The organism is Kitasatospora sp. NPDC058048 (assembly GCF_042885555.1).
Taxonomy (GTDB): Bacteria; Actinomycetota; Actinomycetes; order Streptomycetales; family Streptomycetaceae; genus Kitasatospora; species Kitasatospora lactacystinica.
In genome coordinates this window covers 65,883-85,141 of record NZ_JBHVRT010000026.1, presented here as the reverse complement: position 1 = coordinate 85,141, position 19,259 = coordinate 65,883, and the positions used below count along the sequence as shown (strand labels likewise).

Annotated in this window: 14 protein-coding genes; 9 read left to right on the top strand and 5 right to left on the bottom strand. The window is 73.0% G+C overall.

What is annotated here, in order from left to right; translation table 11 throughout:
* Positions 1-2 precede the first annotated feature (2 nt).
* The gene (locus ACFVVA_RS25865) at positions 3-1,397 is read right to left on the bottom strand and encodes a glutamine synthetase family protein (protein ID WP_387693078.1); all 1,395 of its coding nucleotides are present in this window, start codon (positions 1,395-1,397) and stop codon (positions 3-5) included.
* A 165-nt stretch (positions 1,398-1,562) separates the two neighbouring features.
* Between ACFVVA_RS25865 and ACFVVA_RS25860 the strand changes: the two genes are divergently transcribed.
* From ACFVVA_RS25860 to ACFVVA_RS25845, 4 genes are all read left to right on the top strand, one after another.
* A complete protein-coding gene (locus tag ACFVVA_RS25860; RefSeq protein ID WP_387693076.1) occupies positions 1,563-2,291 on the top strand; it encodes a gamma-glutamyl-gamma-aminobutyrate hydrolase family protein in 729 nt (242 codons plus the stop codon).
* Positions 2,292-2,485: 194 nt separating this feature from the next.
* Positions 2,486-3,577, top strand: a complete 1,092-nt coding sequence (locus ACFVVA_RS25855; RefSeq protein ID WP_387693074.1) for a cation diffusion facilitator family transporter — start codon at positions 2,486-2,488, stop codon at positions 3,575-3,577.
* 59 nt (positions 3,578-3,636) lie between these two features.
* Positions 3,637-4,539, top strand: a complete 903-nt coding sequence (locus ACFVVA_RS25850; RefSeq protein WP_387693153.1) for a 5'-3' exonuclease H3TH domain-containing protein — start codon at positions 3,637-3,639, stop codon at positions 4,537-4,539.
* A gap of 157 nt (positions 4,540-4,696) precedes the next feature.
* Positions 4,697-5,491: a hypothetical protein gene (locus ACFVVA_RS25845; RefSeq protein WP_387693072.1), complete on the top strand. Its 795-nt coding sequence runs from the start codon at positions 4,697-4,699 to the stop codon at positions 5,489-5,491.
* Positions 5,492-5,521: 30 nt separating this feature from the next.
* Here the strand turns inward: ACFVVA_RS25845 and ACFVVA_RS25840 are convergent, their stop codons facing one another.
* Entirely contained in the window at positions 5,522-6,748 is a 1,227-nt protein-coding gene (locus ACFVVA_RS25840) for an RNA-guided endonuclease InsQ/TnpB family protein (RefSeq protein WP_387693070.1), read from the bottom strand.
* Between the two features lie 146 nt (positions 6,749-6,894).
* On the opposite strand from ACFVVA_RS25840, the gene ACFVVA_RS25835 reads away from it, so the two are divergent.
* Together ACFVVA_RS25835 and ACFVVA_RS25830 are read left to right on the top strand one after the other, a co-directional pair.
* Entirely contained in the window at positions 6,895-7,245 is a 351-nt protein-coding gene (locus ACFVVA_RS25835) for a winged helix-turn-helix domain-containing protein (RefSeq protein ID WP_387693068.1), read from the top strand.
* Between the two features lie 226 nt (positions 7,246-7,471).
* On the top strand, positions 7,472-8,017 hold the full coding sequence (locus tag ACFVVA_RS25830; protein WP_387693066.1) for a DoxX family protein: 546 nt from the start codon (positions 7,472-7,474) through the stop codon (positions 8,015-8,017).
* Positions 8,018-8,261: 244 nt separating this feature from the next.
* On the opposite strand, the gene ACFVVA_RS25825 is transcribed toward ACFVVA_RS25830, so the two are convergent.
* Entirely contained in the window at positions 8,262-11,117 is a 2,856-nt protein-coding gene (locus ACFVVA_RS25825) for a DEAD/DEAH box helicase (protein WP_387693151.1), read from the bottom strand.
* Positions 11,118-11,270: 153 nt separating this feature from the next.
* The gene (locus ACFVVA_RS25820) at positions 11,271-12,443 is read right to left on the bottom strand and encodes an aminotransferase class V-fold PLP-dependent enzyme (RefSeq protein WP_387693064.1); all 1,173 of its coding nucleotides are present in this window, start codon (positions 12,441-12,443) and stop codon (positions 11,271-11,273) included.
* Between the two features lie 149 nt (positions 12,444-12,592).
* Here ACFVVA_RS25820 and ACFVVA_RS25815 point away from each other — a divergent pair, with 149 nt between their 5' ends.
* The 3 genes from ACFVVA_RS25815 to ACFVVA_RS25805 all read left to right on the top strand — a co-directional run bounded on the left by ACFVVA_RS25815 (position 12,593) and on the right by ACFVVA_RS25805 (position 17,643).
* A complete protein-coding gene (locus tag ACFVVA_RS25815; protein WP_387693062.1) occupies positions 12,593-14,659 on the top strand; it encodes a prolyl oligopeptidase family serine peptidase in 2,067 nt (688 codons plus the stop codon).
* 85 nt (positions 14,660-14,744) lie between these two features.
* A complete protein-coding gene (locus tag ACFVVA_RS25810) occupies positions 14,745-15,122 on the top strand; it encodes a YrdB family protein (protein ID WP_387693060.1) in 378 nt (125 codons plus the stop codon).
* Positions 15,123-15,276: 154 nt separating this feature from the next.
* Positions 15,277-17,643, top strand: a complete 2,367-nt coding sequence (locus tag ACFVVA_RS25805; RefSeq protein WP_387693058.1) for an immune inhibitor A domain-containing protein — start codon at positions 15,277-15,279, stop codon at positions 17,641-17,643.
* 120 nt (positions 17,644-17,763) lie between these two features.
* On the opposite strand, the gene ACFVVA_RS25800 is transcribed toward ACFVVA_RS25805, so the two are convergent.
* The gene (locus tag ACFVVA_RS25800) at positions 17,764-19,221 is read right to left on the bottom strand and encodes an MFS transporter (RefSeq protein ID WP_387693055.1); all 1,458 of its coding nucleotides are present in this window, start codon (positions 19,219-19,221) and stop codon (positions 17,764-17,766) included.
* Between the last annotated feature and the right edge of the window lie 38 nt (positions 19,222-19,259).

Below are 19,259 nucleotides of genomic sequence, written 5' to 3'. Positions count from 1 at the left end.
CGTCACATCCGTTCGAAGGATCGGTAGCGCTCCCAGTCGGTGACCGCCCCGTCGTAGGCGGCCTGCTCGACCCGGGCCATGTTCAGGTAGTGCTCGACCACGTCGTCGCCGAAGGCCTCGCGGGCCAGTGCGCTCTCCGCCCACAGCTCGGCCGCCTCGCGCAGCGATCCGGGCACCCGGACGTACTCCTCGACCGCGTAGGCGTTGCCGAGGCAGGGCGCGGGCAGGTCCAGCTTGCGCTGCAGCCCGTGCAGGCCGGCCGCGATCATCCCGGCCACCGCGAGGTACGGGTTGACGTCGCCGCCGGGCACCCGGTTCTCCATCCGCAGGCCGGGGCCGTGGCCGACCACCCGGTAGGCGCAGGTGCGGTTGTCCCGGCCCCAGGCGACGGCGGTCGGGGCGAAGGAACCGGGGCGGTAGCGCTTGTAGGAGTTGATGTTCGGCGCGTACAGCAGGCTGAACTCGCGCAGCGCGACCAGCTGGCCGGCCAGGAAGTACCGCATGGTGTCCGTCATCCGGCCGTCCCGGTCGGCGAAGGCGGGGGCGCCGACGGCGTCGCGCAGCGAGAGGTGGATGTGGCAGCTGTTGCCCTCGCGCTCGTCGTACTTGGCCATGAAGGTGAGCGCGCAGCCGAGCTGGGCGGCGATCTCCTTCGCGCCGGTCTTGTAGACGCTGTGCTGGTCGCAGGTGGTGAGGGCGTCGGTGTAGCGGAAGGCGATCTCGTGCTGGCCGAGGTTGCACTCGCCCTTGGCGGACTCCACCACCAGGCCGGCGCCGGCCATCTCGGTGCGGATCCGGGACAGCAGCGGCTCGACCCGGGCGGTGCCCAGCATCGAGTAGTCCACGTTGTAGAGGTTCGCCGGGGTCAGGCCGCGGTAGCCGCCCAGCCAGGCCTGCTCGTAGGTGTCGCGGAAGACCAGGAACTCCAGTTCGGTGCCGATGTCGGCGGCCAGGCCGTGCTCGGCGAGCCGGGCGAGCTGGCGGCGCAGCAGCTGGCGCGGGGCGGCGTCCACCGGGTGGCCGCCGTGCCGGGCGAGGTCGGCGGTGACCTGGGCTGTGCCGGGCTGCCAGGGGGTCAGCCGCAGGGTGCCGAGGTCGGGGCGCATCGCGAAGTCGCCGTAGCCGGTGGCCCAGGAGGAGAAGGCGTAGCCGTCCACGGTGTTCAGGTCGACGTCGACGGCCAGCAGGTAGTCGCAGGCCTCGGCGCCGTGCTCGGCGACCTCGTCGAGGAAGAACCGGGCGGCGAAGCGCTTGCCCTGGAGGCGGCCCTGCATGTCGGTGAAGGCGAGCGCGACGGTGTGCACCTCGCCGGAGTCCACCAGGGTCCGCAGCCCGTCCAGGGTCAGCGGCGGCCGGGCCGGCGAGCCGGCGGCGGCCTGTTCGGGCAGTTCGGACATGCCGAACCCTCCTCCTCGATCACTCTTCGAGATCAAGCGGTCACAGCGAACCGTACGGCCTGCGACTCGCGGGGCGGAAGAGGGCGGGTGGGTGTCGGGTGCCCGTGGCGCGCCGACGCGCGTGGCTGACGGTGGATCAGGTGCCCCGGGGGGAGAATGCCCGCCATGGATCGCAGGCCTTTGATCGGCGTCAGCACCTACCTGGTGGACGCGAGTTGGAGCGATTGGCGGGGCCGCCGGGTGGCCCTGCTGCCCGAGCGGTACACCGCGCAGGTCCGGGACTCGGGCGGGATCGCGGTCCTGCTGCCGCCGGACGTCCCGGAGCGCGCCCCGGAGGTGCTGGCCCGGCTGGACGGCCTGGTGATCGCGGGTGGGCCGGACATCGACCCGGCGTACTACGGGCAGCCGGCCCATCCGGCGACCGAGATCGAGTCGCCGGAGCGGGACGCCTGGGAGGTCGCGCTGCTGCGGTCGGCGCTGGCGGCGGGGATGCCGCTGCTGGCGGTCTGCCGGGGCATGCAGATCCTGAACGTGGTGTGCGGCGGGACGCTGGTGCAGCACCTGCCGGACGTGGTGCCGGTGGACGTGCACGGCGGCTCGCCCGGGCTCTACGGCTCGCACCCGGTGCGGCCGGTGCCGGGGACGCTGCTGGGCGGGCTGCTGCCGGAGAGCGAGCTGGAGGTGCCGACCTTCCACCACCAGGCCGTCGACCGGCTGGGGGCCGGTCTGCGGGTGAGCGCCCACGCGCCGGACGGGACGGTGGAGGCGGTGGAGGGTCCGGGGTTCACGCTCGGGGTGCAGTGGCATCCGGAGCAGGGGGACGACCTTCGGCTGATGCGGGCCCTGGTCCGGGCGGCCACCGCGGCGGTCCTCGACTCGCTGGCGCTGGGGTAGCGCAACTGGGCATGAGGGAACGGGAGTTCGGCCCGTCGGGCGGCTGCGGAGTGCGCCGGGTCCGGCCGCCCGGACGGGAACGACAACGGTCACCAGTACAACCTTTGGATCTTTGTCGATTCTGCGGTTCACTTCGGTTGCGGGGCGGTCGCGCCGCGCCCCCTTTCCCACCCGTGCGCCCAGAGAGGACCTCCATGGCCGGGCACGAGCATTCGCACGATGATCATGCGCATGACCAGAAGCACTCGCGCGGTTCCGGCGGACACTCCCACGCCCCCGGAGGGCACGGGCACGGCTCCGGAGGACACGGGCACGGCGGCCACTCGCACGGCGTAGCCGCCGACGCGGACCGCCGCTGGCTGCTCAGCGCCCTCGTCCTGATCGTCGTCTTCATGGCCGGCGAGGTCGTGGTCGGCTTCGCCGCCCAGTCCCTGGCGCTGATCTCGGACGCGGCCCACATGCTCACCGACGCCGCCTCGATCGTGCTCGCGCTGATCGCCATGCGGCTCGCCGCCCGCCCGGCCCGCGGTGGCTACACCTACGGCCTCAAGCGCGCCGAGATCCTCTCCGCGCAGGCCAACGGGGTCACCCTGCTGGTGCTGTCGGCCTGGCTGGGCTACGAGGCGATCACCCGGCTGCTCGAACCGCCGGAGGTCACCGGCTCACTGGTGCTGATCACCGCACTGGTCGGGATCGTGGTCAACCTCGCCGCCACCTGGTGCATGTCCAAGGCCAACCGCAGCTCGCTGAACGTCGAGGGCGCCTTCCAGCACGTACTGACCGACCTCTACGCCTTCATCGCCACCGCCGTCGCCGGTGCGATCGTCCTGACCACCGGCTTCGCCCGGGCCGACTCGATCGCCTCGCTGATCGTCGTCGCGCTGATGCTCAAGGCCGGCATCGCGCTGGTCCGGGACTCCGGGCGGATCTTCCTGGAGGCCGCCCCGGCGGGGATCGACCCGGACGCGGTGGCCGACCGGATGGTCACCGAGCCGCTGGTCGAGGAGATCCACGACCTGCACATCTGGGAGATCACCTCCGGTCAGCCGGCCCTGTCCGCGCACATCCTGGTCACCCCGGGCGGCGACTGCCACGCGGTGCGGCGCTCCCTGCAGCGCCGGCTCTCGGAGGAGTACGGCATCACCCACTCCACCCTCCAGGTCGACCACGTCGGCGAGGACGAGGCGGGCGCGCTGCTGCAGATCACCACCCCGGCCGACTCCACCGTCGAGCACTGCGCCGACGCCCACGGCCCGGTCCACCGAGCCGGACCGCACGAGCACTGACAGCACCCGTCCGTCACCGCGGTGCGGCATGATGCTGAGTCGTGACCGCACCGCGACTGATGCTGCTCGACTCCGCCAGCCTGTACTTCCGGGCCTACTTCGGCGTACCGGACACCCTGCGCTCGCCGCAGGGTGAGCCGGTCAACGCCGTCCGTGGGCTGCTGGACTTCATCGCCAGACTGGTCCACGACCACCGGCCCGACCAGTTGGTGGCCTGCATGGACGCCGACTGGCGCCCCCAGTGGCGGGTGGACCTCATCCCCTCCTACAAGACCCACCGGGTCGCCGAGGCGGCCGAGGACGGCGAGGAGGAGGTGCCCGACACGCTGGCCCCGCAGGTCCCGGTGATCGAGCAGGTGCTGGACGCGCTCGGCATCGCCCGGGTCGGCTCCCCCGACTACGAGGCGGACGACGTGATCGGCACGCTCACCGCCCGCGCCGCCGGACCGGTGCAGATCGTCACCGGCGACCGCGACCTCTTCCAGCTGGTGGACGACGCCCGCGGGATCACCGTGCTCTACCCGGTCAAGGGCATGGGCAACCTCCAGGTCACCGACGACGCGCTGCTGCTGGAGAAGTACGGCGTGCGCGGCGCCCAGTACGCCGACATGGCCGCCCTGCGCGGCGACCCGTCGGACGGCCTGCCCGGCGTCAAGGGCATCGGCGAGAAGACCGCCGCCCAGCTGATCAACGAGTACGGCGACCTCGCGGCCATCCGCACCGCCGCCCTCGACCTCGGCTCCAGGCTCACCCCGGCCCGCCGCCGCAACATCGTCGAGGGCGCCGGCTATCTCGACGTCGCCCCCAAGGTCGTCCGCGTCGCCGACGACGCCCCACTGCCGGACTTCGACCCGGCCCTCCCCCGCGAGCCGCTCTACCCGATGACCCTGGAGGAGCTCTCCGCCCGCTGGGGCCTCGGCACCTCCCTGGACCGCGTCCTGGAGGCCCTCGCCACCCGCTGAGCCCGAATCCTCTCAGGGGCCCGCACGTTCGACGCGAACGTGCGGGCCCCTCGGCGTTCCCGGGGCCCGCCGGCCCCAAGTGCCCTTGACCGCAGCTCACTTTGCGATGCAAAGTTCATGGCACAGCAAAGCGATCGCGCGCGACAAGGGGTGGAACATGACGACAGAGCACCGGCCCGGCCCGGCCGAACTCCTCGCCGAGACGGAAGGGCTCCGGGCCCGGGCCCGGACCCGGCTGCGCGGCTCGGGAGTCCCGCTGCTCGGGTTCGGCCTGCTCGCCCTGGCCGCCGTGCCGATCTCCAGCCAGGCCTACAACTTCGGCGCCAACGGGCGGTCCGTCACGTCCTATCCGCTCTTCGCGTACTCCGAACTCATCGGCCTCTGCGTCCCGCACGCACCGGACGCCCCGTGCCTCGCCGGCGAGTTCGACGGAGCCGTCCTCCGCTTCCTGGCCTGGGGCGTCTGGTACGCGCTGCTCCCGCTCGCCTGGCTGCTGCTGTCCCGCTGGTACCGGCGGCGCGGCGAGGCCCGCGGGATCGTCCCGCGCCGCGCCGGCCTGCTCGCCACCACGGTCGGCGCCGGCGTCCTGGTCGCCGCCGTGCTGGTCGCCCTGCTGTCCGTCCGCCGGGTGCCGTTCGTGCTCGACATGCTCGCCAACACGTACGCCTCACCCTGGTACGCGGTCGGAGCCGGCCTGATCGTCCTCGGGCTGACCGAGCGCAGCCCCCTGGCGGCCTCCGCCGGACTCGTCCACACGGCGCTGCTCACCGCCTACCTCGCGGCACCCTGGGAGAGCGGCTGGCTGCCGTGGCTCGACCGGGGCGACGGCGGCTGGGCCGACGGCCCGCAGCCGAAGGCCTTGCTGCTCGCGGCGGTCCTGCTGGCCGCCGGGCTGGCGCAGTGGACGGCGGCCCGCCGCGCACCGGGAGCATCCCGTACGGTCGCCTCTTGACTTCCTCCCCCCTAAAGGAGGGGCTTCCCCTCAGCCTCGCGGCTGAGCCGCTGCGCGTGAGCGCGGCGGTGGGACGACTTCCTGCTTCACCGACGACCGCCCGCCCGGAGTGCTCCGTTGAGGTCTTACACCGTCTCCACAGGCTGCTGCCGCCAGCCCGGCGGCCAGGATGTTCTCAGCTGCGTTCACGTCCCGGTCGTGGGTCGTCCCGCAGCCGCACGTCCACTCGCGGACGTTCAGCGGCATCCTGCCCTGCAGGGTGCCGCAGGCCGAGCACAGCCTGGAGCTGGGGAACCACCGGTCGACGGCGATCAGCTCGCGGCCGTACCACTGGGCCTTGTACTCCAGCATGGACCGCAGCTCGGTCCACGAAGCGTCGCTTATGGAGCGGGCGAGCTTGCGGTTCTTGAGCATGTTGCGGACCGTCAGGTCCTCGATCACGACCGTTTGGTTCTCACGGACGAGTCGGGTGGTGAGTTTGTGCAGGAAATCGCGGCGCCGGTCGGCGATCCGCGCGTGGACACGCGCGACCTTCTTGCGGGCCTTCTCGCGGTTGGCCGAGCCCTTGGCCTTGCGGGACAGTTCCCGTTGAGCCTTGGCCAGGCGCCGGCGGTCACGGCGTTCGTGTTTCGGGTTGGTGATCTTCTCCCCCGTGGAGAGCGTCACGAGGCTGGTGATCCCGGCGTCGATCCCGACCGCGGCATTCACCGGGGCCGGCATCGTCGGCCGGTCGTCGCACAGCATCGAGACGAACCAGCGTCCCGCGCTGTCCTGCGACACGGTCACCGTGGACGGGACCGCACCCTCCGGGAGCGGCCTCGACCACACGATGTCCAGCGGCTCGGCCATCTTCGCCAAGGTCAGCACGCCGTCTCGGTAGCGGAACGCGGAGCTGGTGTACTCGGCAGACCTGCGGGACTTCTTCCGGGACTTGAGCGTCGGGTACTTCGCCCGCTTGAGCCAGAAGTTGGCGAACGCCCCTTGCAGGTGCCGCAGAGCCTGCTGCAACGGAACGGACGAAACCTCGGACAGATAGGACAGTTCCTCGGTCTTCTTCCACGCCGTCAGCATCGCGGAGGTGGCGTTGTAGTTGATCCGCTCCTGGCGCAGCGTCCACGCCTCGGTCCGGGCCTGCAACGCCATGTTGTAGACCTTGCGCACGCATCCGAACGTACGCGACAGCTCGGCCGCCTGCGCACCGGTCGGGTAGAAGCGGTACTTGAACGCCCGCTTCACATGGTTCGCGGTCACACTCACAACCTAGCGCGATCACTTGTAACGATCGAATCTCCCGGTCAGAGCGCTACGGTCCGCCCAACGGCGAAACGCGGCCCGTTGCCCTGCTCCGCAGGAGATCCATTTCCTCCCCCGGCTGAAGCCGGGGGCATCCATGGAGGTCTCCGATGAGCGTTGCCGACGAAGCCGAGGAGCCGCACCCGACCCTGGTACTGGACGACACCGTCCACCAACGGGTCCGGCTCGGCATCCTGACTATCGCCCGCGAGGCCGACCGGGTCGAGTTCGGCTTCCTCAAGGAGCAATTGGGCGCCACCGACGGCAACCTGTCCCGCCACCTCAAGGTCCTGGAGGACTCCGGCCTCGTCGCCGTCGCCAAGGGCTACGTCGGACGCCGCCCCCGCACCTGGGTCTCCCTCACCGCCCACGGCGCCGAAGCCCTGGACCGCGAACTGCGCGCCCTGCGCGAACTCGTCCGCCGCCTCGACGCCGCCGGGCCCCGACACCCCCGGACGTAGGACGTCGGCCGGGCCGACTTCCCACGAGCCGCCCCCGCCATCCGACGCTGCGCCGAACCTTTCCGCCGCGGCAGCAGGGCGCTAAGCTGCGGCCTTCCGAGCCGGCACCCGACGAGCCGTGCCCGGTCGGCGCTTCGGGCCGCCCCTCACCCGGATCCCGCCGACCGCGGTGTGCCCCGTCCTCCTGGGTGCCGGGAACTCTGAAAGGGATCTGATGGAGGGGCGAATGGAGTCGCATCTCGCACGCGCCGTGCGGACGGGCAGACGCCGGGCCGAGGACTTCTCCCACGGCTACCGGCGGGTGGCCCCCGGAGTCCTGCGGGTCAGCGTCGGGGCGGTGTACCTCTGGTTCGGGGTACTCAAGTTCATCCCCGGGGCCAGCCCCGCCGAGGACCTCGCCACCCGCTGCATGAGCCGGCTGACCTTCGACCTGGTACCGCCCGGCGTCTCGCGACCGCTGCTGGCCCTCATGGAGGTCGCCATCGGGGCCGGACTGGTCACCGGGCTGCTGCTCCCCGTCGTCCTGGCGGTGTTCTTCGTGCACATGGCCGGAGTGTTCGCGACGCTCGTCCTGCTGCCGGACGACGTGTGGGTGCACGGCATCCCGCCCGTCCCGACGCTGGAGGGGCAGTACATCCTCAAGAACATCGTGCTGATCGCGGCCTGCCTGACCGTCGCCACCCGACGGGAGGACCGGCCCGACCCGGCCCCGCGCGACGGCCACCTCACCGGCACCGGCCCCCGGGCCGAACACCGGGCGATGACGGGCTGACCGCGCCACCGGGCCGCGGCCTCGCCCAGGTCGAGCGAGGCCGCGACAACCCCGCCGCCGGAGCCCGCCGCTCAGGCGGCGGCGCCGTACCTTCTGCTGCGTGGGAAGTCGGCCGGGCCGACCTCCCACGCAACACCGTGAGAGCCGAAGCGGCGAGGCGAAGCCGAGGCCGCACGGGGTGGGGCGGGGAAAGCGAAGGGGCCCGCGCGCTCGGGTGAGCGGGCGGGCCCCTTCGGGTGTCCGGCTAGCCCACGGAGGAGTAGGCGATGATGCCGCGGCGGAGGCCGTCGACGGCCTTGCGGGCGGTCCGGCGGAGTTCGACGTCCTCGCCGGCGGCGTCCTGGATCTGGCCGAGGACGTCGATCAGCTGCTTGGTCCAGCGGACGAAGTCGCCGGCCGGCATGTCGGCGTCGCGCAGGACCTGGTCGAGGTTGTGGCCGAGCGCCCAGCGGTAGGCGACCCAGGCGAAGCCGAGGTCGGGCTCGCGCTGGCCGACGCCCTCCGCGGTGTTGATCCGGTGCTGCTCCTCCAGGGCGTCCAGGTGGCCCCAGATCCGGACCATCTTGCCGAGCGCCTCCTTGGCCGCGCCCTCCGGCACCCGGGGGGCGCCGGCGTCGTCGGACTGGCGGGCCTCGTACACCAGCGCCGAGGCGCAGGCGGCGAGTTCGGCGGCGGCCAGGCCGCTCCAGACGCCCTCGCGGATGCATTCGGAGGCGAGCAGGTCGAGCTCGCCGTACAGCCGGCCGAGGCGCTTGCCGTCGTCGGTGACGGTGTCTCCGCTGAGGTAGCCGAGGTCGGTGAGCAGTCCGCAGACCCGGTCGAAGGTGCGGGCGATGGTGTGGGTGCGCGAGCGCATCCGGCGTTCCAGCAGCTCGGTGTCGCGGTGCAGCCGGTGGTAGCGCTCGGCCCAGCGGGCGTGGTCCTCGCGGTCGGAGCAGCCGTGGCAGGGGTGCTGGCGCAGTTCGGTGCGCAGCCGGGTGATCTCCGGGTCGTCGGCGGCCGCCGCGCGGCCGCGCCGGAACCGCTCGGGCTCCAGGTGGCCGGCCTTGGTGCGCAGGGCCGAGGCGAGGTCGCGCCGGGACTGCGGGCTGCGCGGGTTGAAGGACTTGGGGATGCGCAGCCGTTCGATCGCGACGACCGGGTGCGGGAAGTCGATCATGGCGAGCCGCTTGACCTGCCGCTCGGCGGTGAGCACCACCGGGCGGGGGCCGTCCTGGTAGTCGGGGTGGCGCGGGCCGCCCCGGCCGGAGCGGTTGACCGGCGGCAGGCCCGGGTCGAGGACCAGGGCGAGGCCGGCGAACTTGCCGGTGGGCACGTGGATGACGTCGCCCGGCTTGAGCTGCTCGATGGACTCGACGGCGGCCGCACGGCGCTGGCTGCTGCCCTCGCGGGCCATCTCGTTCTCGCGGTCCTTGAGCTTGCGGCGCAGCTCCATGTACGCGTCGAAGTCGCCGAGGTGGCAGGTCATCGACTCGCGGTAGCCCTCCAGCCCCTCCTCGTTGCGCTGCACCTGGCGGGCGATGCCGACCACCGAGCGGTCCGCCTGGAACTGGGCGAAGGAGGTTTCCAGCAGCTCGCGCGAGCGGTGCCGGCCGAACTGGGAGACCAGGTTGACGGCCATGTTGTAGGAGGGCCGGAACGAGGACTTCAGCGGGTAGGTGCGGGTGCCGGCCAGGCCGGCCAGCGCCTCGGGGTCGAGGCCGCGCTGCCAGAGGACCACGGCGTGGCCCTCGATGTCGATGCCGCGCCGCCCGGCCCGGCCGGTGAGCTGGGTGTACTCGCCGGGGGTGATGTCGGCGTGGGTCTCGCCGTTCCACTTGACGAGCTTCTCCATGACCACCGAGCGGGCGGGCATGTTGATGCCGAGCGCCAGGGTCTCGGTCGCGAAGACGGCCTTGACCAGGCCCTTCACGAAGAGCTCCTCGACGACCTCCTTGAACCGGGGCAGCATCCCGGCGTGGTGGGCGGCGATGCCGCGCTCCAGCCCGTCCAGCCACTCGAAGTAGCCGAGGACGTGCAGGTCCTCGTCGGGGATGTCGGCGCAGCGCTCCTCGACGATCGCCCGGACCCGGGCGCGGTCCGCGTCCTTGTTGAGCCGCAGGCCGGAGCTGAGGCACTGCTGGACGGCGGCCTCGCAGCCGGCCCGGCTGAAGATGAAGGTGATCGCGGGCAGCAGGCCCTCGGCGTCGAGCCGGTCGATGACGTCCACGCGGCTCGGCGTCCAGACCCGGCCCGGCCGGCCGTTGGGCATCGAGCGGCCCCGGCCGCGGCCGAAGCGGTCGCGCGGGTTGCGGTCGAGCTCGGAGCGGGCGAGCCGGACCAGCTCGGGGTTGACGGCCTTGCCGGGGTTCTTCAGGTTGTGCTTGGGGCGGCCGTCGCGGTCGGGGTCGGCGAACAGGTCGTACATCCGGTTGCCGGCCATCACGTGCTGCCACAGCGGCACGGGGCGGGTCTCGGAGACGATCACCTTGGTGCCGCCGCGCACGGTGTCCAGCCAGTCGCCGAACTCCTCGGCGTTGGAGACGGTCGCGGAGAGCGAGACGAGGGTGACCGACTCGGGGAGGTGGATGATGACCTCCTCCCAGACTGCGCCGCGGAGGCGGTCGGCGAGGTAGTGCACCTCGTCCATCACGACGTAGCCGAGGCCGTCGAGGGTGCTGGAGCCCGCGTAGAGCATGTTGCGCAGCACCTCGGTGGTCATCACCACCACGGGTGCGTCGCCGTTGACGGTGTTGTCGCCGGTGAGCAGGCCGACCTTGGCGGCACCGTAGCGCTTGACCAGATCCCCGTACTTCTGGTTGGAGAGCGCCTTGATCGGCGTGGTGTAGAAGCACTTGCGGCCCGCGGCCAGGGCCAGGTGCACGGCGAACTCGCCGACGATGGTCTTCCCGGAGCCGGTGGGGGCGGCGACCAGGACGCCGGAGCCGGCCTCCAGCGTCTCGCAGGCCTCCAGCTGGAAATCGTCCAGCGGGAAGTCGTACAGCTGCTGGAAGCCGTACAGGGCGGTGGCCTGCTCCTTGGCCCGGCGACGGCTGGCCGCGTACGCCTCGGCGGGGCCGAGCTCCTGGTCGTCCTGGGGCTCTGGATCGGGGGTGTTCATCGCCGTCCGGGTGTGGTTGGTGTGATCTCGCATCTCAGCGAGAGGTTACCCGGGAGGAGTGACATCGATAGCACCGTTTTTCCGTGACCTGGACGACCGGGACCACCGGGACCACCGGGACCACCGGGACCACCCCGGCCCCGGCCCCGGGGCTCAGCCCTTCAGCAGTTCCACCAGCCCGTCCGCCAGCCGCTCGTACTCCTCCGGCCGGTTGTACAGCTGCGCGCTGACCCGCAGCACCCCGCCGCCGGCCCACGGGCGGACGGCGATCCGGGTGCCGAGCCGGTGCCACACCTCGGCCATCAGCGCCTTCACCTGGGGCTCGGTCTCGCCGAACCCGTCCGGCAGCCGGACGGTGCTCATCCAGACCCCGGGGGTCGCGGGCAGCGGCGCCAGTCCGGCCCGCTCGGCGAGCACCCGGCGGCCGTACGCGGCGAGGGCGGTGTTGTGGGCGGCCACCTCCGCGTGGCCGAGGTCGCGCAGCAGCTGGAAGCCGGCCGGGGCGGCCAGCCAGGGGGTGTAGTCGCAGGTGCCGCGCCACTCCACGTTGCCCGGGAAGCCCTTGTCGTGCTCCCAGGACAGTGCCAGCGGGCGCACCCGGGCGGTCCACTCGGGGCGGACGGCGAGCACGCCGGTGGCGCGCGGGGCGAAGGCCCACTTGTGCAGGTTGCCGAACCAGAAGTCGGCGTTCGGATCGATCGGGGCGGGCAGCATGCCGGGGGCGTGGGCGCCGTCCACCACGGTGGTCACGCCGCGGGCGCGCAGGTCGGCGAGCAGGGCCGGGCCGGCCACCAGGCGGGCGGTGGGCGAGGTCAGCTGGTCCAGGATCGCGACGGTGGTGCGTCCGTCCACGGCGGCGAGCACCGCCTCCCGGACGGCCTGCTCGTCCGGGGCGTCCAGCGGCACCTCGACGACCGCCACGTCGGCTCCGGTCTCGGCGGCCTTGCGGACCGCGGCCCGGGTCACCGCGCCGTAGCCGTGGTCGGTGACCAGGATCCGGTCGCCGGGGGCGAACGGGATGCTGTCCAGGGCGATCGCGACCGCCTCGGTGACGTTGGCGACCAGCGCGAGCCGGTCCGGGTCGGTGTCCAGCTCGGCGGCGAGAAGGGCGCGGGCGGCGGCGATCCGGGCGGGGAGGTCGGCGAAGAAGCCGTCCGGGTCCCGTTCGTGCTCGGTGCGCAGCCGCTCCTGCGCCCGCTGCACCGGGACGGGCACGGCGCCGAACGAGCCGTGGTTCAGGTGCGCGGTCTGCGGGGACACGCTGAACAGCCGGTCGGCGGCGGGCAGGGGGGCCGGGGGTTCGGCGGTCCGCAGGTCCTCGGTCACGGTTTCCTCCGCTGGCCGGCGCGCCGGTGGTCGGCGCGCCGGTGGCTCGACGTCTCGGCGGGCCGGTCGGCACCGGCACGCACTGATGTGTGACATTTCACATGACAGACTACTGGTCGGGGCCCACACCTCGCGACCACCATCGGGCCGTGACCAACACCGACGCCTTCCTTGCCCTCAGCGCCCGTACCGGCCGGTTCGCCTTCGGCGCGCCGCGTGCGTACACCCTCGCCGAGGACGGTACCCGGCTGCTGCTGCTCCGCTCCACCGGTCCGGAGGATCCGGTCGACCGCCTCCACCTGCTCGACACCGCGACCGGCGAGGAGCGCCTGGTCGCCGACCCGGCCGCGCTGCTGCCCGGCCGCACCGGCCGCCGCGACGACCTGCCCGTCGTCGAGCGCCGGCTGCGCGAGCGCACCCGGCTGGTCGCCGCCGGCATCGGCACGTACGCCGCCACCGCCGACCTCGCCACCGCCGTCTTCACCCTGGACGGCCGACTGTTCCGCACCGACACCACCGCCGGCACCAGCGACGAACTCCCCGTCGCCGGGCCCGCGTTCGACCCCCGGCCGGACGCCACCGGGCAGCGCGTCGCCTACGTCGCCGAGGACGCCCTGTACGTCACCCCGGCCCTCGAACCGTTCTCCCCCGCCGACGGCGCCCGCTGGGGCGTCGCCGAATTCGCCGCCGCCGAGGAGCTCGGCCGCTCCCGCGGCCACTGGTGGCGCCCGGACGGCGGCGCGCTGCTGGCCGCCCGGGTGGACGAATCCGCCGTCCCCCGGCGCTACTTCGCCGACCCGGCGCACCCCGGCGAGGCCCCCGAGGACTTCGCCTACCCGCAGGCCGGCGGCCCCAACGCGGACGTCCAGCTCTGGGTGCTCGGCCTGGACGGCACCCGGGTCCGACTGCGGTGGGACGCCGAGGAGTTCCCGTACGTCTGCGCCGCCTCCTGGGCCTCCACCGAGGAGGTGCTGCTCACCGTCGCCGACCGCCTGCAGCAGAACGTGCTGCTGCTGAGCGCCGACCCGGCCACCGGCACGAGCACCGAACTCTCCCGCACCACCGACGAGTTCTGGGTGGACGACCTGCCCGGCACCCCCGCCCGGCTGGCCGACGGCCGGCTGCTCACCGTCCACGACACCCCGCAGACCCGCGGCCTCGCGCTGGACGGCAAGCCCCTGGACACCACCGGCCTGCAGATCCGCCGGGTCGTCGGCCGGCTGAACGGCCGACTGCTCTGCGAGACCGGCGAGGGCGACCCCTTCGACCAGTACGTCCACCTGGTCGACCCGGACGGCGGCGCCCCCGAGCCGCTCGCCTCCGGCCCCGGCACCCACACGGCCCTCGCCGCCGCCGACACCCTGCTGCTCACCTCGGCCGGCCCGGAGGGCGTGCGGCGCGTCGTCAGCCGCGACGGCCGCGAGCTGCCGCTCACCGACCACAGCGCCGCGCTGCCCCACCGGGTGGAGCCGCGACTCGCCCGGGTCACCGGGCGCTCCCTGCCCAGCGCCGTGGTCTACCCGCGCGACCACGTCCCGGGCCGGCGGCTGCCCGTCCTGCTGGACGTCTACGGCGGGCCCGGCTACCAGGCGGTGGCCAACGAGCCGCGCCGCTGGCAGCTCAAGCAGTGGTGGGCCGACCAGGGCTTCGCGGTGGTCACCGTCGACAACGGCGGCACCCCGTTCGTCTCCCCCGAGTTCACCCGCACCATCTTCCGCCGCTTCTCCCAGGTGGCGCTGGACGACCAGGTCGACGCCCTGCACGCGCTCGCCGAACAGCACCCGGACCTCGACCTCGGCCGGGTGGGCGTGCGCGGCTGGTCCTACGGCGGCTACTTCGCGGCGCTCGCCGTCCTGCGCCGCCCGGACGTCTTCCACGCCGCCTGCGCGGGCGCCCCGCCCACCGACTTCCGGCTCTACGACACCGCGTACACCGAGCGCTACCTCGGCCTGCCGCAGGACAACCCCGAGGGCTACGCCGACGACTGCCTGATCACCGACGCGCCCGCCCTGACCAGGCCGCTGCTGCTGATCCACGGGCTGGCCGACGACAACGTCCACCCCTCGCACACCCTGCTGCTCTCCCAGGCGCTCACCAGGGCCGGCCGGCCGCACAGCGTGCTGCCGCTGCCGGGGGCCACCCACATGACCCCGGGCGGGCTGATGGAGCAGCTGGCCGAGGCCGAACTCGCCTTCCTGCGGGCGTCCCTGGGGTAGTCCGTTGCACCGCCCGGGCCGGGCTGCGACACTCCGCACGATCGCCGCCCGGTCCGGGCGGGCCAGTACGACGGGGAGAACGCGGATGAGGATCGACCGACCCGGCCCGGTCGGGCAGCGGCAGTGGACGCCGCTGACCGCGGGCAACGCCGGACTCGCCTTCGGGCTGGAGCTCGCCCTGCTGGCGTCGCTCTGCTACTGGGGCTTCCGGGCCGGCCCGAACACCGGCCTGCGGCTGCTGTTCGGGCTCGGCGCGCCGGCCCTGGCGGCCGGCGTCTGGGCGCTGTTCCTGGCCGCGGGCGGGCCGGCCGTCCGGCTGCCGGTCGGTGCGGAGATCGTGGTCAAGCTGCTGGTCCTCGGCACCGGCGCGCTCGCCCTACACGCCACCGGGCGGAGCACCCTCGCGCTGGTGTACGGCGTACTGGTGGTGGTCAGCGTGGCCCTGGAGTACACCACCGGCTGACGGTCCGGCAGGCGAAGGGCGTCGTACCTCCTGGTGCGGCGCCCTTCCGCTTGCTCCACACCTCTTCCACGTGACCCGTCACATGTGAAATATTACCTGCGCTTCACCGACTGATGACCTGAAGGACCCCCATCCCCCCGAAAGGACCGGTCAGTTGCGCAGACTGTCCGCCGCCCTCGCCGCCGCGCTCACCACCGGCGCGATAGCGGCCACCCTGCTGGGCACCCCCGCCCAGGCCGCACCCCCGGCCCCCGCCACCCTCGCCGCGGCCCGGGCCGACGCCGAACAGGGCGCCGAGGCCCCGCCCGCCCCGCTGGCCCCCCAGGAGCGCGAGCGCCAGGCGCTGCGCGGCAAGGCCCTGGAACAGCTCAACAAGGGCTCCGTCGCCAAGAGCGCCGGCAAGCGGGCCCCGGCGAAGGTGAAGATCGGCAACGACTACGTCCAGCTCGCGCACCAGCGCACGGACAAGGTCTTCGTGATCCTCGCCCAGTTCGGCGACGCGGTGGACAACACCACCCAGTGGAACGGCCGGCCCCGCTACGGCGGCACCCCCGGCCCGGCCCACAACCTGATCCCCAAGCCGGGCAAGGACGACAACCACACCCTGTGGTCGCAGGACTTCAACCGCGACTACTACCAGAAGCTGTTCTTCGACGACTCGCCCGGCGCCGTGTCGATGCGCAACTACTACCGCACCCAGTCCTCCGGCCGGTACGACGTCGAGGGCACCGTCAGCGACTGGGTCACCCTCCCGTACAACGAGGCCCGCTACGGCAGCAACAAGGGCCCGCAGGGCTCCGGTGCCTGGACCCAGGGGCAGGAGTTCGTCCGGGACGCCGTCAAGGCCTGGTACGACGGCGAGATCGCCAAGGGCCGCTCCGCCGCCGACATCAAGGCGCAGCTCGCCCAGTACGACGTCTACGACCGCTACGACCACGACAAGGACGGCGAGTTCGCCCAGCCGGACGGCTACCTGGACAACGTCGTCGTGGTGCACGCGGGCGTGGACGAGACCTGGGGCGGCGGCGCCCAGGGCGCCGACGCACTGTGGGCGCACCGCAGCTGGACCTTCCCGGACGCGACCGGACAGACCGGCCCGGAGGGCAACAAGATCGGCGGCGCCCCCGTCGGCGACACCGGCCTGTACGTCTACGACTACGTCCAGGGGGGCGAGAACAGCGGCGTCGGCCTGTTCGCCCACGAGTACGGCCACAACCTCGGCCTGCCCGACCTCTACCCCACCAACGGCGGTGACAACAGCGTCAACTTCTGGTCGCTGATGTCCTCCGGCTCGTACCTGGGCAAGGGCCCGAACACCACCGGCGGCTACCCCGGCGACCTCGACGCCTGGAGCAAGCTGCAGTTCGGCTGGCTCGACTACGACGAGGCGCAGGCCGCCACCCGCTCCACCCACGCCCTCGGCGTGAGCAGCTACAACACCGACCAGGCCCAGGCCGTCCTGGTCCACCTGCCGGACGGCACCACCCGCACCGACCTCGCCGACCCGTACGAGGGCGCCAGGCAGTGGTGGAGCGACACCGGCGACAACCAGGACAACTCCCTGGCCCGGGACGTCGACCTGCGCACCGCCGCCGGTCCGGCCGTCCTGGACGCGGCGGTCTGGTACGACACCGAGCAGGACTACGACTTCCTGACCGTCGAGGCCTCCACCGACGAGGGCAAGCACTGGACCGCCCTCGGCGGCACCGTGGACGGCGCCCCGATCGGCAACACCAGCGCCAACACCCCCGGGCTGAGCGGCGCGTCCGGCGCCTACAAGCAGCTGCACATCCCGCTGGACGGCTACCTCGGCCGGCAGGTCCGGCTGCGCTTCCACGTCACCTCGGACAGCAACACCCACGGCCGGGGCGTGCTGGTGGACGCCGTCAAGGCCACCGCCGGCGGCGCCGAGCTGTTCACCGACGGTGCCGAGAACGGCGCGAACGGCTGGACCACCAACGGCTTCACCGCCATCGACGGCCGCACCGCCGTCAAGCAGCACCCGCGCGCGTACCTCGCCGAGAACCGCCGCTACACCGGCTACGGGGCGTTCCTGAAGACCGGCCCGTACAACTTCGGCTACAGCGGCGTCGCGGGCAAGGCCAACGTGGTGGACAACTACCCGTACCAGGAGGGCGTCCTGATCTGGCTGTGGGACACCTCGTACGGTGACAACAACACCAAGGACCACCCCGGCGGCGGGCTGATCCTGCCGATCGACGCCCGCCCGGCGCCGATCCGCTTCGCCGACGGGACGCTGGTCAACGGGCGGGCGCAGACCTACGACGCGACCTTCTCGCTCAAGCCGACCACGCCGTTCACCCTGCACAAGGGCGGCGTCGCGGTGCGCATTCCGTCGAAGCCGGCCGTCCCGGTCTTCAACGACCGCACCGGGGTGTACGGCGACCCGGCCACGCCGCAGCTGACGGTGAAGGTGCCGGACACCAACACGAAGATCGAGGTCGTCCGGGAGTCCCAGGGCGGGAAGATCACCACCGTCCGGGTGGGCCCGGCCTCCTGAGCCGGGAAGCCCCGTGGAAGAGGCCCCGGATCCCCCCGACGAAAAGGGATCCGGGGCCTGCTCGTGCCGCCACGGCGGGGCCGCCCGTGCCCGCCGCAGGGCCGCTCGTGCCGCCTCGGCTCAGCGCCCGAGGCTGCGGGCGGTGCGCGCGGCGGTGGCCACCCCGAGGGCGGTGATCGCGGCGATCCCCAGGGTCATGTACCGGGCCGAGTCGACCGGGGTGTCCCCGCCCAGGTTGACCAGGGTGCCGGCCAGCGCCGAGGTCACCGAGAAGGCGATCAGCTGGGTGGTGTTGATCGCCGCGGCCGCCTTGCCGCCCTCCGCCGGGTCGCCGCTGCTGCGCATCGCGGCCACGCTCAGGTGCGGGAAGGCCAGGCCTATCCCGGTGCCGGCGGCGAAGAGCGCCACCGCCCACAGCAGCACCCGCGGCCCGGAGGCGTGCCCGGTCTGCGTCAGCCCGTGGACCAGCAGCCCGCCGACCAGCACCAGCGGTGCGGTGCGGATCGCCAGGGCCCGGCCGCGGGCCGTCCCGATCCCGACGCTGAACAGCTGGGCGGTGGTCCAGCCGGCCGAGGTCGTGGCCCCGAGGAACCCGGCCACCAGCGGGGAGAGGCCGCCCAGCTGCTGGCCGAACAGCGGGATGAAGTTCTCCGTCACCACGCCCGCGCAGAGCACCGCGACGGTCAGGTAGAGCCACTTCAGCGGGTTGCCGGCCCGGTAGGTCTGCTGCGGCAGCACCGTGGCCGCCCCGCGCCGCTCGGCCGCCACGAAGCCCACCAGCAGCGCCAGTCCGGCGAGCAGGCACAGGGCCGTCGGCCAGCCGCTCGGCACCGTCGAGCTGACGCTGAAGGCGGCCGCCGCCAGGGTGAGCAGCAGCAGCGAGGCCAGCGGCACCGGGCCACTGCCGTGCCCCGCGCCGGGGCGCCCGGGCAGCACCCGGCGGGCCAGGACCGCCAGCACCAGCGCGGCGACCAGCAGCAGGACGTACGCCCCGCGCCAGGCGCCGATCTGGGCGAAGAGCCCGCCCAGCGACGGTCCGACCAGCGTTCCGACGCCCCACATCGCGGAGACCAGTCCGGCCGCGCGGGTCCACAGCCGCTCCGGCAGGGCACTGCGGATCACGGCGTAGCCGAGCCCGGCCACCAGCCCGCCGCCGAGGCCCTGCACCACCCGGCCGAGGATCAGCGCCGCCATCGACGGGCTGAGCGCGTTGACCACCGCGCCGGCGCCGAAGACCAGGAAGCCCAGCACGTAGGCCCGGGCGGCGCCGAGGCGGTCCAGCAGCCGGCTGACCAGCATCGAGGCGATGACGGCGGCCATCAGGAAGCCGGTGGCCACCCACGCGTAGTACCGCTCGCCGCCGATGTCGGCGACGATCGAGGGCATCAGGGCGGCGGTGAAGTAGAGGTTCATCGCGTACAGCGCGACGCCGCCGGCCAGGATGGAGGCGGAGGCGGCGTAGCGGCGGGAGAAGAGTTCGCGCCACCCGCCGGGGGCTGCCGCGGACGGCGAATCCGACGGGCAACTGTCCAGCTCGGCAGTGGTGGTGTCGTTGTCGACGGCAGCTGATTCGGTCACGTCCGGTACGCTAGGACTTCAAGAGAACTTGAAGTCAA

Bases quoted from the DNA above. Each gene is read 5' to 3' on its own strand.
- ACFVVA_RS25850 (WP_387693153.1), top strand. From the start codon at position 3,637: ATGCTGCTCGACTCCGCCAGCCTGTACTTCCGGGCCTACTTCGGCGTA.
- ACFVVA_RS25865 (WP_387693078.1), bottom strand. From the start codon at position 1,397: ATGTCCGAACTGCCCGAACAGGCCGCCGCCGGCTCGCCGGCCCGGCCG.
- ACFVVA_RS25855 (WP_387693074.1), top strand. From the start codon at position 2,486: ATGGCCGGGCACGAGCATTCGCACGATGATCATGCGCATGACCAGAAG.
- ACFVVA_RS25845 (WP_387693072.1), top strand. From the start codon at position 4,697: ATGACGACAGAGCACCGGCCCGGCCCGGCCGAACTCCTCGCCGAGACG.
- ACFVVA_RS25830 (WP_387693066.1), top strand. From the start codon at position 7,472: ATGGAGTCGCATCTCGCACGCGCCGTGCGGACGGGCAGACGCCGGGCC.
- ACFVVA_RS25825 (WP_387693151.1), bottom strand. From the start codon at position 11,117: ATGAACACCCCCGATCCAGAGCCCCAGGACGACCAGGAGCTCGGCCCC.
- ACFVVA_RS25810 (WP_387693060.1), top strand. From the start codon at position 14,745: ATGAGGATCGACCGACCCGGCCCGGTCGGGCAGCGGCAGTGGACGCCG.
- ACFVVA_RS25835 (WP_387693068.1), top strand. From the start codon at position 6,895: ATGAGCGTTGCCGACGAAGCCGAGGAGCCGCACCCGACCCTGGTACTG.
- ACFVVA_RS25860 (WP_387693076.1), top strand. From the start codon at position 1,563: ATGGATCGCAGGCCTTTGATCGGCGTCAGCACCTACCTGGTGGACGCG.